Origin of the sequence: Saprospira sp. CCB-QB6 (assembly GCF_028464065.1) — a bacterium.
GTDB lineage: Bacteria > Bacteroidota > Bacteroidia > Chitinophagales > Saprospiraceae > Saprospira.
On the sequence record NZ_CP116808.1, the window covers coordinates 459,488 to 477,814 of the forward strand.

Here is an 18,327-nt window from a genome sequence, read left to right on the forward strand (position 1 = left end):
TGGGCCGCTTCCCTTTCTTGGCGCGAAGCCAATACGCTAAGCTCGAGGCGGCTTTGCCGCCCTTGGCCCAAAGGGCCAAAATGGCCTAGCGATGGTAGGCAGTGCGGCAAAGCCGCAGACCCAGCAAAAACTTGTTTTTTGCGCAGGGCCGAGCGAACAGCGAGCTGCCGGACGTAGCGCCGCAGCTTTGCTGCGGAGGCCCAAAAACAATATGCTTTTCTAGAAAAGCACATTTGCCTAAAGAGAGGCAAGTAGTAAACCTTTTGCTTTACTACTCACCTGCTTATTAACGATAAACAACCACTTTTCGCTGGCTATATACCGTCTCGTTATATACACTAAAGATATAAACTCCAGGTGTCAATCCAGTGGTTTGTACTTGTAAATTTTGGTCTCCTTCACGCAATTCGCCCGTTCTCAACTGGCGGCCCAATAGATCGACCAATTGCCAGTTATACTCCCCTTTCAAGGCTGCTCCAAAATCAACTTGGAACTGCTCTTTGGCCGGGTTGGGATAAAGATTGAGGTCCAAAATTTCGGCTCCATCTTCATCGGCTAAAGTTTCAACAGAAACAGGGCCTACGGGGCCATTAAAGATATTGAGGTTTCTAGAACTATTGACCTGCAAAACCTCTTTGGTTTGGCGATTTTGGATAAACACCGTCACCTTAAGTCTATTGGGATTGACTGTAGTGGGGTTAAAGGTCCATGTTCTGGTATAAGGTAACATATCGTTCATCACCCAAGTACTGGGGATATGTTCTCCTGCTCCATCGGGCAACATAACTCTCATAACAGACATCATATTGTGCCCTTGGAGGCTTCCAATAGTATCCTCTGTAATGGCTACATGTACATCCAAACTATCGGTTGTAAGTGCGAGATCTTGAAGCGCTTTAATTTCAAAATCTGCAGTTAACACTCCATTGAGTACGTCTACAGGGTACATTTTTATATCAAACATAGCATCTTGCAGCATCTGCATATCCATGAGTTCTTGTTGGTAACGGACCAAGTTGGCGGTTGAGCTAGCTAGGTTAGCTCCATTTAAGCGAACCTGATTGGCATCGTTAATTCCGTAGTACAAAACTCTGGCGCTAGATTCACTGGCTGAGAACACATTGAGGTAATCATAAGCCCCGTAATTAGTATGAATTTGTAGAATATGTACATCGCGTCCGTATAAGTTGCTATATACTGTATTATATAGATCTGTTTCTACATCATCAATACCTGGTGCATTCTGGTTGCTAAAGTGTTCTATCAAAACGGAGCGGCTGCGATTACCGACATATACGTCGTCAAAAGCAAAGCCTTCATAAAGAGCTCCTCCACTACCCTCAGCGGCAGCAAAAGCAAGACGGAGTCGGAGATTATTGCTATTGCGTAAATCACCACCACTCACATCTAGGCGATATCGGGCATCTTCCCAGCCGTTGCTAGTTCCAGACCAACCAATAGGTGCTCCATCTTGATTACCTGGGTCACTAACTACATAAGTTGGGTTGTACCAATTGAGTCCTTTATTACGAACCCCTAGGTTTCTCCAAGTTTGTGTAGAATCATCAAAATATTGCATCACTGCACCATCTGTTCCTTGGCGGCTATCTCTCCAGATATTTAGTTTAACCATTGGGCGGCGCAAAGTAGAGATATCGAAGCAAGGGCTGTAGACCCAAGCGGCCTCTGCGGCAGGATATGCTCCATTAGGTGTAGTAGCCCAAACATGGTTACCATATTGAATGGTTGTAATTCGGAAGCCATCTGCTAGTCCCCAAGCCCAAAGAGAGTCATTGGGTAGGTTAATGGTGCTATCTTCATTTTCTTGGAACCAGTTGCCTGCATCCACTTCAAAGTCTTGGAAATAAGGCGTAGTATCATTTACTAGATATTTAGGCGATACAATAATCCGACGAGAGAAAGTTGTATCACACTGGCCTCGGTTCACAATAGTGAGAGAGGGGAAGTAAATGCCAGCTTGTGCGTAATTATGATATTGTGTGGGCACATTAACGGGGTCTAACAAATTGAATAATGTATCTGTTGAACCATCGCCATAATTCCAGATGACCATTGTAATACTATCTAGAGCAGGAATACTATTGCTTAGGCCTGGAGAAGAAGCATTAAAGAGAACACTATCTCCTTGGCAGCCCCCTTCGCTAAAGAAATGGACCTCTGGTGCATTATAGACATCAATTTGATGCTGAATTGTATCTGTACATCCAGAAACAGTATCGGTATAGTAATAAATAACTTGTCGACTCCCCAATTGGGCCATAGGATTAAACAGGCTATCTCCAACAATGCCTGCAATAGCTCCAAGTGTAATATCCTCAAAAGTTCCGCCATAAGGAGTTGCTGAGAGAGGAACACGTTGAGCGCTATCGGCCACACAGAACGTACTAGGAGCATTCATCAATTGAAGGTTTGGTGTAGGTCGAACTTCAACATATTGAATAGTTGAGTCTAAGCAGACACCTCCAGCATGATAGCGGGCAGAGGTAAACTCATAAGTAATTCGGTGCAAGTTAGTGGTATCTCCGTAAGCTAGTGTATCAGGAATTAGTTCAAAGATACCCGTGGGGATCTCATTGTAATTCAAGTAGCTCGTTCCGCCAAAAGGAGATGGAATAATCAAGCTTGTTGGATCATTTTCACAGTATACATAATAGCCTCGAGTAGTATCTAAATGCTTGACATCAAAGCCAGCAAATCCTAGCGTTGGTACGGTATCAATCACAATTACTTCTGAACGGGTATTGCTACAACCGCGTGCATCTGTAAAGCTAAAGTGAATAGTGTCTACACCACCATTGGCTTGTTGAGCTTCATAAGCCCAGTTACCAAAGGTAACACTCCAGGTCATTCCCAAACCACTACTAGTGGTAAAAATACCTGATTGGCTTTGGCTAGGTTGCGTACCAATATATTGAGGAATGGGGTTAATATTTCCTTGATATTGGTTATAAGCCTGTAAAGTGGCTGCGGGTTGACTAAAACAAGCATGAATAGTAGGATCATTCCGATTAAAGAGGCTATCACCTGGCATGTTGTAAATCAACTGTGGAAGAGGGTTAAGAACAGCGGTATCATAAACTGTATTATAACAGCCATTTGATAAGTAAGTATAGGTAACAATTGCACTTCTACCTCGATCAAAAATTCCAGAAAGAGCGGGATTAAAATGTCCAGCCACTGGGTCTACAATCATATTTGTATCTATAGCAGAAAAAGCTCCAAAATAGCCTGTAGTTAGCCCTGGGGTGGGCATTGGTCCACCATTAGGATTAACAGTTAATACATAGATTGTATCATCGGCACAAATCTGAGTAGGTAAGCCTGTAATTGTTGCATCTGTAAGGAAGTTATTGATTTGAATAGTATCCACAATGGTGTCCTTACAGAGCGTCACGGGATCTTGATAAGTATAAGCAAGTCCTTCTTCACCAAAGGGAATAGCCGTTCCACTAATAAATGGTGTAAAGAGAGGGGGGCTTATAGAGGTATCAAAGCTAGACGGGATAGTATTACTAGAGTTTCCTTGCTCATAGCTAAATAGGCTAAAGAAATCTCCGCCTAAAGGTGTCGCAAAAAGTTGAATAGAGTCTCCTTCACAATAAAAAGAGTCTAGAGAAGCCCCATTATCGGTAGTAAGTGTCAAGTTAGGCAAGGCCAAAATTTCCACATACTGTGTAAGTACTGTATTACAACCATTTACATCTGTATAGTCGTAAGTAATAGTATCTAAGCCTACACCAGCGGCAGAGGGGTTGTAGATCGGGTCTGAAGGATTTGTTCCGCCATTGCGGACACCATTACCAGTCAACTGCACTATATCTCCAGTATTATACCCAGCTGATGTTTGCAAATGCCAGCTTGTATTATGTTCATATAGGTCTAGAACTGTGGTATCTGCATTTAAACAATAAACAGAATCAAGAGCTGTAATGGCAATATCAGGCATAGCAAAGACTGTAAAAAGTGCACTGTCTCGAGCCTCACAGCCAAAGGTATCTTGGGCGATATATACCACATTATTTCCACCCACAACAGCGGGAGCATAAGCGGGATTAAAGACCTGTCCAGATCGGATTGTTCCGACCAAAAACATTCCAGCAGCAGTATCTAGTACTCCAGGTACTGAAGAACTAACAGAAATCGTATCTGCAGGATCCAAGCGGCAGTAATCTGGTCCATTTGGCGCAAAGATGCTCACCGAAAAGGTGTCAGGGATGTATATATAAGCAGAGGTAGAATCTACACAGGCATTCCCCTGATACACATAAGTAAGTAATTGGCTACCAACCCCTTGGCTAGCTGCCTGCTGATTAGGGTTAAACAAGTTCCCTGCTAATGGTTGGTAGTTAATATAATATTGTCCTCCATTAGGAATCCCTGAAAACTGTTGAGTACTATTGTCTTGACAGAAAACAGTATCTGCTAAAATGGCTGGGTTGATTTGAGCCGAAATAGGATCTTCAATTACCACCTGCTTCGTTAATTGGGCAATAGTATAAACTACATTACTTGAAGAAAAGCTTGGCGTGAAGTAAGTATGATAGCGCTCGTAACGGAAGCTAATAGAGAGATTTGTTGTTGTACCAGAAACCAGCGTAGGGATAAAGGCGTAGCGCTCGGCTCCCTGTGTCAAGTTAATCGGCTGAAGTCCACCATTACTAGAGCTTAGAGTCATTACATTGATAAACTCATCATAACTATAATTTACGTTATCTGTCACCCCTAAACTAGGTCGATAAGCATAATTAGAGTCCAGTAAATATGTCATTCCATCTATTTCTAGATACATAGAGTTAGCAGTCCGACCGATAAAGATAGTATCTGCATTACGACATAGAAATTTAGGAATAGAATCTAGGGTAATAGGCTTTTGCCAAACATCAATCAATTGCTCAGTTTCATTTCTGCAACTTCCATTCACAAAGCGATAAATCGCCGTATCTACTGTTTCATTAGCTGCAGCAGGCATAGGAATCGTATTGGCAAGTAATTCTCCATTGTTAATATAAGTTCCTACATAAGAACCTGTAAAAAAGCGGTTATCAAGTGGCCAAATTAAACGAGTGAGTTCCGTCATTGGAACATTAGTCTCTGTTATAGATATAGGAGTAAACTCAATGCTATCAACCTCATTATTATTCACACTAACAGGGATAACCGCCACCACAGAATCTGGACAGGCTGCTGCATTATTAGAATATGTAGGTTGATATATATAGGTAACCTCTAGTTGCTGCGTCCCCGAAATAGGAGTATAGTTCTGCACATTTTCCACTAACAAATCATTACCAGCAATAAGTGTTGGCTCATAAGTAGTTGGAGTAGCAGCATAAGCTGCTTTAAATGTTCCTGGTTGAGGGAAACCTGAAAGGGCAATAGTATCAGCTGCGGAACAAAGTGGTTGAGGGACCCCATTCAAGCTAATTGCTACAGAAGGATTCTGAACAACTAGAAAAAAGTCTGAAATATATTCATTTCCACTAATACTATCTCGCAAAACAACCTTACCTGTTACGGCCGAAGAAGGTACTATCACAGGGATACTTCCAGACCATACACCCGCGTATTGACTTAACCCTGCTGTTGATACAGGGATTGTATCATAAGTAGTGGCAGATGTAGCAAAAAGTAGTTGGTTCGGTTCTAAAGTAATATTCCCTAAATAAAATAACAAACTATCGCGTAGACACGCCTCTTCTGCAGGAGCTAAGGGATTAAGATTACTCACATCTAAACTTGGTGGAGATAGCACATCAATTGTATCAAACGTTTCAAAGAAACAGTTTTGGTTTTGATACTCAAAGGTAACAATATGACTCCCAGACCCGGCCAAAGCTGGTATAAAGCTATCTGTAGTAACTGCAGCAGCCTGAGGCAATGCAAAGTAACTTCCAGAATTATGCACCGTAGCTGGCTGCAAATAATTATCTAATAAAATAGGTCCTTGAGAAATAGGAACAACAGAAACAGGATCAAGTACTAACCCAAAATTAGTTGGAGGGACAACCTCTATTGCTGTTGTTAAATTAGAGTAATTAACACATCCCAATTGGTCAGAAACAACCAACTGATAGTTTGCTGCATTATCAATTTGATAAGAAGCACCAATTGCTCCAGGAATGATAACGCTATCTCTATACCACTGATAACTAAGTGAAGCATTTCTTATGCTATCACAACTTAAACAATTAGATGACAACTCAAAAGGCTGTCCACTACAAATATTTGCATAGGGTGCTGTAGTAGTATCTAAAGCAATAGCTAAAGCAGTAGTATCATATAAATAAATCGAATCTTCTACAGTACAACCATTTAAGCCGATCCGCACCTTATACATCCCAGTAGCGGCTACCCCATTAACAAGGTAAAAGGTATCGTTTACCCCTAAGTTACTATAATTGTATCCATTAGTAGTATCTCCATCAAAATACCAATTATAAGTACAACCCACACAAGAATCAACTTCTAATACTACCTGGCCTGAAGGACCACAAATAGCTTCAGAAGAAGCCCGCATCGCTACCCCCAAACTAACATCACTATAGTTTCGTACCACAGAAGTATCAGTACAGCCAAATGTATAAGGAGAAGAAGAATAACCTGGATAGTTTTGGGTAACTACTACATAGTAATCCCCCCCCTGTACTACCTCAAAATAATCTTGATCGCTAGGTATAGGTACTTGGACATTATCCTGAAACCACTCATAAGTACAATTTGGACAAACAGTAGTATCTGGCACAGCCTCGATAATAACAGTATCTTGATTACAAACATTCGCCAAAGGTGCTGTGTTTAACTGCGCATTGTATGAAGAACGAGTAATAGGGACAGAATTCGAAAATGGAGATGCACAACCAGATTGTACAGTTTGCACCTGATACCCACCTGTTGTATCTGCAGAATATGTGCTTTGACTTACAGTATCTTTCCAGCTTACAGGTAAACCAACATCATCATACCCATTGTATGTCCAAATATACTGACAACCTGCACAAGCAGGAGTAGATAAAACAACAGGACTTGTACTACAGATATTTGTAGCGCTAGCTACAGCAACTGCTGGCACAGGAAGAATAGTATCCTTAATCTCAATTACTGGCGATTGATAAGTACAGCCTGAAGATGTATCTTCAACTTCTACATAATAGCCATTAGGTACATTAGTCTGATAGGAATTTACCAAAGTATTTGTAGATGGAGAACCACCAGTAGCCGTATACCAACTATATTTACAAGTAGTACATGGAGGAACAGTTAAAGTTACAGGAGCTCCTCCACAACTATAAATAGAGGGTGTTGCATTAATTACAGGATTTGCTCCAGCAGCAGAAGAACGAACAACAACACTATCCGTAAGTGCTACACAACCATGCTCATTAGTTACCTGCAAACGATATGTCCCAGGTTGGGTTGCCGTATAATAATACCCAACAGCATTAGGTATAGCAGGACCATTATACATCCATTGATAAGTCCAATGAGGTGGCTGCTGAATAGTCCCCTGGATTTTTAACTCTACTGATCTTCCATTACACAAATATGGGTCTAATGGCCCAATAGTAGGTAAAAATGGAATATAACTGATTGTCTTAGGATCAGATGTTCTACTACAACTATTAGGATACTGTACAACAACTCTAAAATCTCCCGCTTGACTAGCAGTATAAGTAGAAGAAGTCGCCCCAGGAATTATCGCATTATTTCGAGTCCACTGATAATTACAATCTACACAACTCACTGTGCTCATTGCAATAGTATTTGTACCGCACAAATGTTCCCCAGTAGCAGAAATCACTGGACGAATTGGTCCCACTGAATACCCAATATCCACAACAGAAGACTCCTCTTCACAAGCTAAGCTATCAGTCACTCTAACTATATAACTCCCTGTATCTGCTAGATTAGATCGATTCAGCACAACTCCTACGCCAACCGTACCTGAAGATATATTTCCATTATTATCAGTTCTATACCAACCATAACTACAGCCTAAACATGGGTTATCCACTCTTATTGTTGCTGCACTAGATCCACAAATATTATACGGATCCGCAACAACCTGAGGAGTAGCTAAACTACTACTAGCAATAACCAAATCATTAGAACGCCCCTCACAACCACTAACAACGTCTGTAATCGTTACACTATAAGTGCCCGTTCCCATTGCAAAGGTATATGCATTAGTACTACCATCACTCCACAAATATTGACAAGTTAAACAAGAATCCCTAGGCGTTGAGCGAATAACAACAGGGCTGCCATTACATATAGAAGCACGGAAATCTCCACTAATATCTTCTGCATAAATGGGGGGAGTCAAATAGCTACCCGGAGATACATAACGTTGCAAACTTGATGGACAACCATACTGATCTGCCACATCTACCCGATAAGTCCCCGAAACATCTGCTAAAATACTTTCATTATTTGAGCTAGACCATGAATTATTTGGAGCATCCCAAACATAACTACATCCAGGACAGTCAATCACCGTTAATAAAGCTCCAGTATTAGCACAGATTTTTGCCGTGTCAGGAATAATGCGTGCCGTAGTAAAAGGATAATAGTCCAAGTTAACAGAAGTCTGCCCCTTACAACCATCTACAGTGGCCTCTACAGTATAAATACCATTATCAAATAATAAAGCATTCTGTGCCGTAGATACAATATTCTGCCCCTCATCATACCAAACATAACTAGCTCCATTAGATGGAGTAGCCGAAGCTCCCAAAGTTGTCGAATCACCAAAACAAATCACAGAATTACTCACAGAGGTATTTACAGAAACAGCTGGGTTAACCGTAAAATCTAAGGTATCTCGGTCTACACAACCAGAATAAGTCTCTACAGCCTCAACAACTAACTGATTTGTACCTAATGTATTCGTATTTAAACCATAATAGGACTGACTATTAGTTACCGTAGTCCCATGTGTAACATCTATCCAAGTACTTTGAAAATTTACACTAGACGGAGGTGTACTCCCCGAAATCAACGCATCAATCCCTTCTCCATAACAAATCGTATCTTTCTCCCCAACCAATGCGATCGTCGGACAGTCATACTTCGCAATAAAGGCATCATTACCAGAACTAGTCTCCGTATACATCGCTGAAGGATTTGGAGAATAATTTGTCTCCCCATCAGAATAACCCGAAAGATAATAAGCATCATCCAAAAAGATAATCCCCTTTACATACTCATCTCCCGTTCCCCAAAAAGCAACATGATTATTATAACTACCAGAAGGACCAAAACTTACGATTGCAATGTCTTGTCCTCCATCTCCAGACAACAAAGGACTTCCTATAACTTGTAACCCAGGCTCCGTACCATTAACAATTGGACTACTCCCCACCGATAAACTAGGGTAATCCTCTATGGCAACAACAATATTGACATTGCCCAAATCATCAAGCTCCAAAATATTTCCCGGACTTAAGGCATCTACAGGTAGTTCAGGAGCCCCCCCCAAACGCTGCAACCATGCAAAATCTAAATCACTACCTGTCGAAGTCGTAATCAACTCTCCAACCCCCACAGACCAAGAACCTGAAGCCGAGTTTACTTCTGTCAATGATAGCGCTGCAGCATTTACCTTTACAGCTGTTTCAGTCTGATACTGAAAACCCAAATAAACATGCTGCTCAGAAGGATCTATCTCTATATCTACAACCCGCTGTGAAGAAAAACTATTAGCTGCTGTCAAATGCTTACGCATATTAACTGCAAAAGGACTTTTCGTCAAGCGAACAACAAAACCATTCTCTCTCGTACTTAAATTTGCTGGGCCAGAATTAGTAGAACAAGTTCCTGTAGCCGAACCAAAATGATGCTCCCCAATATAATCCCCTGTGTATCCCCCTACTGCATAAACATCAGTTCCCGAAGGATCAACCGCCACACCATATAAAGCTACATTATAATTAGAGGTAAACCCCTTCATAGATTTTAACGGAATGCTCCCCCCTACACTCAACGAAGCAATAACTCCCTCTGTCCCTCGACCATTATAACAAGTAGTCTTATTCAAAACATTAGTAGTACTCTCTCCCGTCAAAGACAATGAGGTTTTTCCAACAATAAAACACTGATTATTTAAATCTATATCTATACCATAAAGAACCGAAACCGTGTTAAACAAACCACCGACAGAATTCTCCGCAGTAATAAATGTAGCATCAGAATAAGTCCCGTCAAAATTATATCTAGCAACAAAAAAAACAGGCTTATTGACATCTCGAATAGCTTGGGAATTTCCTCCAGACTGAGAAAATAATAATCGAGTAGCATTTTTACTCGTACTAAAATAGCCCGAGATATACACCCCATCCGTACCAACTACAATAGCATTTCCCTCTGAAGGACTCATTGATGCAGGATTAGGAGCACTATTGTCCACTCTCATGTCTACCTCCCACAAAATATCACCCGCAGGAGAAAGCTTGTATAAAAAAATACGGCCATCATTATATGAACCCACTGTATATATATTGCCATCTGTGTCATGAGCTACTCCCTGTCCATGATCATTAGTGACTACCCCATAATTATTCCCCATCAAGGGCATAGGTGCAGCCGTGTCCCGTAACAACCACGCTAGATTGCCATCCAATTGCCCAAATACTGTCGTTGCCGACAAAAACAACAACAAAAAATTAAGTATAATTTGTCTCATATATTCTTCTCTAGGTTAATCCTTTTACTTGATGCGTACAACTCCTAAAACTAATACTTTATAAGCGTTTTACCTAAGCTTTATGCTGCTTTATCTAGGCCCTCCTAAATGATTTTTTTATTAAGTCCTTAACTTTTAAGAAAAAAACTAAGGCCTTAGTTTGCCCCCTGCTTAGATTTAGTCCAGTTTGTCGCTTAACTTTTAATTATTATTTAGTATCAGATTTAGCTTGGCTAGCTGCTCTCATTTTCTAATCTATTACTTTGAACAAGCCCCTCAAAAGAGTCTTTTCTCCTTTTGTCAAGATATCTAGATCTAATTTATACGTATTTACACTATAATTTAGACTTTTTGCCAAAAAAATAGCTTCCTAACTAGGAAGCTATTTTTTCAATTGGCCCAGCGCTGCGCAGCGGTGGCCGAAGGCCAGACCCAGGGCAAGCAAAGCGCAGCCCGCAGGGCCGAGCAGAGCTGCGAGCCGCGCAGCATAGCGGCGGCCGACCTAGCCAAAGGCTAGCCGGCCGCGGGCCCCAAATCCTTATTATTCAAAGGAGAAGCTCCTCCCCCACCCTATTTTTTAGAACCAAAACCTACTGGCATCTCTTCTACAAATTCTTTGTTTTTTTCCTCCATCTCCTCACTGTTCAAGCCCTTGGGCATATAATCCTCACTCAAAAATCCCATCATTTTGGGCGTCTGAAAGCCATAGGTAAACTTGCGAACATTCTTAGCAATAAAGTCAAATAACTCCTGCACCGTAATGATGTAGTTCCCATCACTATCCGCATAACCTTTGAGCCCCATGATCAAGAAATAAGAAAATACTCCCTGCTCAAATTTTTTGGTCTCTAAAGAAATTTCCTCCGAGGCAGAAGATAAAATCATGGCCAAACCACCATCTACCCGCTTAAAACTCTCTTTATATTGCGCAATCACATCACGGCCCATGTTCATGTTGTTGGCAGGCGGCAACTCATTGCCATTGTCCCGATATTCCGCATAAGTGGCCATCAAACTACCCGAGTGACAAGCATCCGCCAAAATCAATTTAAACTTGGCCTCACTGTCATTCAACATATTGGCCACTGCCGTATGATATAAGGTGTTGCTACCATTGCGCTGATAATCTACAGGCAAAAAGCCCCCCTCTAAACCATGGCCCGCAAAATAAAATATAATGAGATCATTGCTGTCCGCCTGCTCATACAAATCCCCCATGGTATTCAAGATGTTTTTGGCCGTAGCCTCCTCATCCAACAACAACTTAATCTGCTCATTGGGCAAAGCGCCCCCCTCTGGACTACGCAAAAAACTATAAAATTTTCGCGCATCATCTATAGTATAGGTCAATTTGTCAAAGTCCTGATAATTGGCCACCCCAACAACTACTGCCCACATCTTAATCGGATTCTCTGTGCAACGCCCCTCTACCCAACGACCACTCAATTTGTGCCCATTCCGATAATAATGCGTGCCCTCTCCATCTGGCAAACCATTCTTCCAATCTCCCTCATATTTGCTGCCATCCGTATAAGTCAAGTTGCCCTTGCCCTCATATTTCCGATTGACAAAGTAGCCCTCATAAACTCGACCCTTATAATCCATCGATTTCCCATAACCCTGCTCACAATCGCCCTCCAAACACTCACTCGCTTTGCGAATCTTGGGATTGACCTCTACCAAAATATTGTCCTCCCAACGACCCGCCTTGATATTCCCCTCAGGATCAACCAATACCCCCTCGCCATTATATAAACCACTCTTAAATCGCCCCTCAAAAAAGCCTCCCTTGACAAAAGAAAACTTTCCCAATCCATCAAATTTCCCATTCTTAAATTCTCCCTCATAGGTCCCCTGAGGCATCTCCCCCAAAAACTTCCGAGCCCGACCAATCCCATTGTCACAGTTTCCACTCAAACACTGTAGCTGCGCCTGCAACTGTATGGCCCCCATCATCAAAAGGAATAACCCCAAAATCTGCTTTTTCATAATTATATGGTTTCTTATTAGTGAATGTTTTATACTACTAAACTGCAAATATTTATCCGTTTTCCCCTGCTGTTCTTCTTTTTTTTCAGGGGCCTCCGCTGCGGCTTCGCCTTGCGGCGCTACGTTGCAGGGCTCGCTATTCGCTCGGCCCTTCAGCGCTGCGCGCTTTGGTCTGGCCTGAGGGCCACCCTTCCACATCGCTAGGCCAAAAACCTTCCCGCTTTCCCCAAACGAAAAAAAGGAGCTAGAGATTTCATCTCTCTAACTCCTTTTCTACTTACTTAGGTCAAATGCTTTAAAACCGCTAACTCATCCGCCCGCAAAGGCCGACAATGCCCCGGCCGCAAACCCTTTTTGGTCAACATGCCGTATTTCCTTCGGTCCAAACGCTTGACCTCATAACCAAAATGCTCAAATAATCGCCGCACAATCCGATTGCGACCAATATGTAGCTCTACATTCAAACTGCGGCCATCACTATCCGGCACATAATCAATTTTATCTACCGGAGCCGGACCATCCTCCAACTCTAAAGTGTTGCGAATAGCTTCTACATGCTCCTCCGCCACCGGCTTATCTAAAGTAATGCGGTAAATTTTGGTCACCTCATAACTGGGATGCGCCATTTTTTGAGCCAAATCTCCATCATTGGTCAAAAGTAACAAACCCGTCGTGTTGCGGTCCAAACGCCCAACAGGATACACCCGCTTAGACGTATGCTCTCTGGCAATATCCAATACGGTCCGCCGCCCCCGCTCATCACTAACGGTGCTAATGACATTATAAGGTTTGTTCATCAACAAATAAACATACTCTTTAATGGGCGTAATGACTTTCCCATCTAACTTGATTTCATCTTTTTCTGGCTCTACCCGATGCCCCATTTCCAAAACGACCTGGCCATTTACAGTAACTCGCCCCTCTTTGATGATCTCATCGGCTTTGCGTCTAGAACTTACGCCCGAATGGGCCAAATATTTATTCAGACGCATATCGCTGCGCTCCTCTTGTAGCCCCTTAGGCTCTTCTTTCTGCTCCTGGGGTTGCCCCTTTCGTCTATTGCGAAATGGTCCCGTATACTTTTCTTTTTTCATGCTTATATTAACTTTTCTGCCTCGCCAATGGCGTTATCTGGCACTTTAAACTCTTTGAGCTTGGGCAAATCCTTCATAGAAGCTAAACCAAAATGCTCCATAAATTTACTGCTCACTCCATATAATAAGGGCCGCCCTGGCTCTGTAGATCGCCCCTTTATTTCTATCAATTCTTTTTCTAGTAATTTTTGCACCGCATAATCACAGCTTACCCCCCGCACTCGCTCCATTTCCGACTTAGACACTGGCTGCTGATAAGCAATAATGGCCAAGGTCTCTAAGGCCGAACGCGATAGTTTTTTCTTGCTCTTCTGCTTGAGATAAACCCCGATCAAATCATAGTAATTGCTTTTGGTCAAAAACTGATAGCCTTCTGCAATTTCTAAAAGCTCAAAGCTATACTGCTCTTGTTGATAGCGCGCCATTAAGCCCTCTATAGCCAATTGTACCTGCTTTTTGCTGAAACTATCACTAAAAGCAGACTCCAAGCAATCTACTATTTCGCCCAACTTAATAGGCAGCTCTGCACTAAATATCAGGGCCTCTATATATCGTTCTAAATGTTCTTGCATGCTTTTGCTTATTTAAAGAAATTGGACCAAAAAGGCGGCCGCGGGCCCCAAATCTAGACAATAGGATGCTTGCTCTCGACCTTCTTCTGTATCTTTTTGCGCTTGGGGTTGAGGGCCAAAAAGGCCTTGCCCAAATAATCAATTAGATCACCTGCCATTAGGCCCTCTTGGCTCTTTTCGACTACGGCTAAATCACCGGCCAAACCATGTACATAAACCCCTAAAATACAAGCTTCTAAGGGGCTGTAAGGTTGGGCCAACAAGCCCGTCAAAATGCCCGTCAATACATCGCCACTACCTGCGGTCCCCATACCTGGGTTGCCCGTTGAATTAAAGTAGCAATTGCCCTCTGGAGTCGCAATACAACTATTGGCCCCCTTGAGAATGATGTATACCTCTAGTTCCATGGCCTTTTGGCGCAGCAATTCGTAGCGCTCAAAATTGTTGTGGCTGCGGCCAAACATACGCTCAAACTCTTTGGGGTGAGGCGTGAGAATACTCTGTTTGGGGATGTACTCCCACCAGTCGGGACTCTGCGCCAAAATATTCAAAGCATCCGCATCCAAAACGGTGGGCGTATCTCGATGTTTGAGCAAATAGCAAAGCGCATTGCGGGTCTTGTTCTTCGTACTCAGGCCACAACCGATGGCAATCGTATTATATTTTTGGAGGTCGTAGATGCGGGTAAACACATAGCGATCATCATCTAAATTGACCATCGCCTCGGGCACAGCGCCCTGAATCACCTCATATCCACAGCTAGGCACATGCACCGTCACTAGGCCAGCACCCGCCCGCAAACAAGCACGGGTGGCCAAAATAGCCGCCCCCATTTTTCCGTGGCTACCCATAATGAGCAAGGCATGTCCAAAAAGGCCTTTGTGGGCGTACTTGCCTCGTTTTTGGTAAATATTGGCAATCGTTTTAGGCGTCACATAATAATTGTGCGCTGGCAAATCGGCAATAAACTCCTCGGGCAAGCCAATAGAGCGGAAGTGAAACTCGCCCACCCGATCATAATTATCGGGAAACATAAAAGCAAAGCGGGGCGTCTCAAAGCTCAGGGTATAATCGGCCTGAATGCTACTGCTGAGCGTAGGTTGTTCGGCCTGTAGGCCCGTGGGACTATCTAGGGCCAAAATGATATTGGGACATTGATTGATGGCTTCTACGATCTCTGCCAATTCGCCCTCTAAGGGGCGGTTGAGGCCAGAGCCCAAAAGGGCATCTACAATAATTTCACGTTCATCGAAAACGGGAAGATCCTCTAGGCTGAAAATTTCGGTAATTTCTACTTCTCCGCTAGCTTTCAGGGCCTCATATTGGTCCAAAAAGTCTTCGGTTTCTCTTTGTAAGCGGTAGATAAAAACCTCTACCCCATAGCCCATTTCGGAAAGGATGCGGGCAGCGGCCAAGCCATCTCCACCATTATTACCAGAGCCACAAAGAAAGCTAAGCCATTGGTATTCTCCAGCGGGAAATTGCTCGGCCACCCAATCGGCAAAAGTTTTGGCCGCCCGTTGCATAAGGTCCAAATTGCTAATTTGCTCGGCCTCTAAGGCAGCTTGTTCTGCAGCTCTTAGTTGTTCTAGTGTCAGTATTTTCATGATTTCTTTTTTTTAGTGGTCCCATTGTAAATAGTCATCCAGTAGAAAGGACAATTAGGTACCAATGAGTTCGGAGGGGATTATCTTTTTTCTTAGCTATTCAATATACAGTTCTTTTTGCAAAGAGGCCATAAATAAGCGTTCTACTTCCTGTACATCGGGCGTCCAGCCCTCAAAGGAGACAACAGCTAGGCTATATAAATGTCTACCGATAACGATCAATCGTCCCGATAGCTGAAAGTCGGCCCCAGCTAAGCGAAAGTTGCGCGCTGGATAAATATCCTGATATAAAAAGCTTTCTTCTGTTTGCAAATCAATGCTATTGGCCTCTCGGCTACTGGCATCTAGGTCCATGATTAGATCTTGCAAGACCAGATCATAAAAGCGCTCTTTATCTTTCTGATAGTCTGCATAAGATTGCTCTTCTTTGAGGTCGGCTATGGTTAGTTGCAAGCTATAAGCTTTGGCCTCTAAGCGGTAGCGGGTTTTGCTTCGGCTCTTATTGCGCAATCGTCTAGGCTTTTTGGGAAAGCAGATGCTGTAGCCCTGGCCTAGGTCCTTTTTGTGCCAATCCTTGATTAAGGAATCAATGGGCAGACTATCTATGGGTTCGGCTGCAGGCAAAGGCAGGCTATCAGGCTCAAGCAAGGGTTGTTGCTCGACCAAAGGCGCAGGCTCTGATTGACAGGCCCAAAAGAAGGGCAGCAATAGGATGTAGATATATCGGGGCATCGCTTTTTGCGCAAAGGTACAAAGCCCCGCTTTAAAAATGAGCTTATTGAAGAGCTTATTTTCTGTCTGCGCTATAGACCGAAAGCGGGTAGCTAGCGCCGAAGCTGAAAGATGAAAATTGTTTACAAATGCCATTTTACAAATCTCGAATAGCTTGCTCAACTTTACAAATGCCATTGCACAAATCCACAATAGCTTACCTAACTTTACAAATACCATTTCGCAAATCCCTAATAGCTTACCCAACTTTACAAATGCCATTTCACAAATCCCTAATAGCTTACCCGACTTTACAAATGCCATTTTACAAATCCAAAACAGCTTGCTCAACTTTACAAATGCCATTTTACAAATCCCCAATAGCTTACCCGACTTTACAAATGCCATTTCGCAAATCCCCAATAGCTTACCTAACTTTACAAATGCCATTGCACAAATCCCGAATAGCTCTTCTTCAAATTATTTAGGAGGTTCTGCAGCCATGGCCGAAGGCCCTAGGCTAGAATATATAGCCCTGTGGGTTAAAACCCACAGCAAAAAGGGAGTCCATCTAAGCCCTAATAAAATGGGCCGAAGGTTAAAACCTTCAGCCCATAACTAGAGGAGGATCAATTGACTAAGATGAGATAGATAAAAGGCCAAAAGATTTAAATCAATATGGGTTTTAAGCCGCATTCCATAAAAACATTGCGGAGCAATATCATTCTTGGCCTAGCGATGTGCAGCAGTGGCCCAGGCCAGACCAAGGCGCGTAGCGCCGAAGGGCCGAGCGAATAGCGAGCTGCGAAACGTAGCGCCTGCCGCAGGCAGGAGGCCCCAACTCCTCCTATAAAGCTGCTAGCATAAAAAAGGCCCCAAACCTAGGTTTGGGGCCTTGAGTGCTGCTCTTCTTTTTGGGTTGAGCTAAGAAGCCAGTTTAATCCGTTCATTATGCATCCATTTTTGCCAAAGCGCCATATTAGGGCCTAGGGCGCCGACCATTTTAATCTTAGATTTCAGGACAGATTTAGATTTTGCTAAGGGTTCTTGGACCACTTGGCGGGGGTACATGCCCGAGGAGTGGATAAAAAAGCACTCTTCCGCCTCATTTTTCCAGATAAAGCCCACATGTTTATCCAGGCCCAGAATAAAGATTCCGGGGCTAGCTCGCTTGAGGTAAAACTGGAGGTCAGCCATTTTGGTGTAGGTTTGAATACTAGATTTGGCCGCCATAGACTTGATAATGACCGAGGCGGCTTGCTGCCCCATTTTGGCACGGGGGAGCTTAAAGCCAACATCTTTGAGGCAGCCGCTAACGAAGTAGCCGCAGGCAATTTTTCCTTGTCCAGGTTGTTGGCTAGTGCCATGAAAGGCCCAGGGCGTGCCATACCAGGCTGGAAAAATCTTTTGGCTGAGTTGGTCCGTAACAAAGGCCCGCGTTTCGGCTATAGCCAGCATGCGGTCCTCCTTATATTTTTTTTGGAAAATGCGCTTTTTTTGATCAATTTGGGCCAGAGTCTCTTGGTAGGCTGTGGCTTTTTCTGCTGGACTAAGGCCCTTTTCGGGCTCTATCCAGTACAAATAAAGACCAATAAGGGCCAAAAGGCCCACCAATATAAATTGATGATATAGCTTCATGAGCATTAGCTGTT

Annotated in this window: 8 protein-coding genes; 1 reads left to right on the plus strand and 7 read right to left on the minus strand. The window is 43.1% G+C overall.

Features of this window, described 5'->3' with window-relative positions; all coding sequences use genetic code 11:
* Positions 1-286 precede the first annotated feature (286 nt).
* The 6 genes from PPO43_RS01720 to PPO43_RS01745 form a co-directional block, all read right to left on the minus strand.
* Positions 287-10,702: a T9SS type A sorting domain-containing protein gene (locus PPO43_RS01720; protein WP_272620065.1), complete on the minus strand. Its 10,416-nt coding sequence runs from the start codon at positions 10,700-10,702 to the stop codon at positions 287-289.
* A gap of 570 nt (positions 10,703-11,272) precedes the next feature.
* Entirely contained in the window at positions 11,273-12,691 is a 1,419-nt protein-coding gene (locus tag PPO43_RS01725; protein WP_272620066.1) for a caspase family protein, read from the minus strand.
* 281 nt (positions 12,692-12,972) lie between these two features.
* Positions 12,973-13,785 carry a pseudouridine synthase gene (locus PPO43_RS01730; protein WP_272620067.1) on the minus strand — a complete coding sequence of 271 codons (813 nt, stop codon included), beginning with the start codon at positions 13,783-13,785 and terminating at the stop codon, positions 12,973-12,975.
* 2 nt (positions 13,786-13,787) lie between these two features.
* Positions 13,788-14,357 (minus strand): SMC-Scp complex subunit ScpB, encoded by a 570-nt coding sequence (gene scpB, locus PPO43_RS01735; protein ID WP_272620068.1) that lies wholly within the window; start codon positions 14,355-14,357, stop codon positions 13,788-13,790.
* Between the two features lie 53 nt (positions 14,358-14,410).
* On the minus strand, positions 14,411-15,964 hold the full coding sequence (locus tag PPO43_RS01740; RefSeq protein WP_272620069.1) for an NAD(P)H-hydrate dehydratase: 1,554 nt from the start codon (positions 15,962-15,964) through the stop codon (positions 14,411-14,413).
* Positions 15,965-16,060: 96 nt separating this feature from the next.
* Positions 16,061-16,696 carry a hypothetical protein gene (locus tag PPO43_RS01745; protein WP_272620070.1) on the minus strand — a complete coding sequence of 212 codons (636 nt, stop codon included), beginning with the start codon at positions 16,694-16,696 and terminating at the stop codon, positions 16,061-16,063.
* 154 nt (positions 16,697-16,850) lie between these two features.
* Between PPO43_RS01745 and PPO43_RS01750 the strand changes: the two genes are divergently transcribed.
* Positions 16,851-17,297: a hypothetical protein gene (locus tag PPO43_RS01750; RefSeq protein WP_272620071.1), complete on the plus strand. Its 447-nt coding sequence runs from the start codon at positions 16,851-16,853 to the stop codon at positions 17,295-17,297.
* A gap of 302 nt (positions 17,298-17,599) precedes the next feature.
* On the opposite strand, the gene PPO43_RS01755 is transcribed toward PPO43_RS01750, so the two are convergent.
* Positions 17,600-18,313: a hypothetical protein gene (locus PPO43_RS01755; RefSeq protein WP_272620072.1), complete on the minus strand. Its 714-nt coding sequence runs from the start codon at positions 18,311-18,313 to the stop codon at positions 17,600-17,602.
* Positions 18,314-18,327 lie beyond the last annotated feature (14 nt).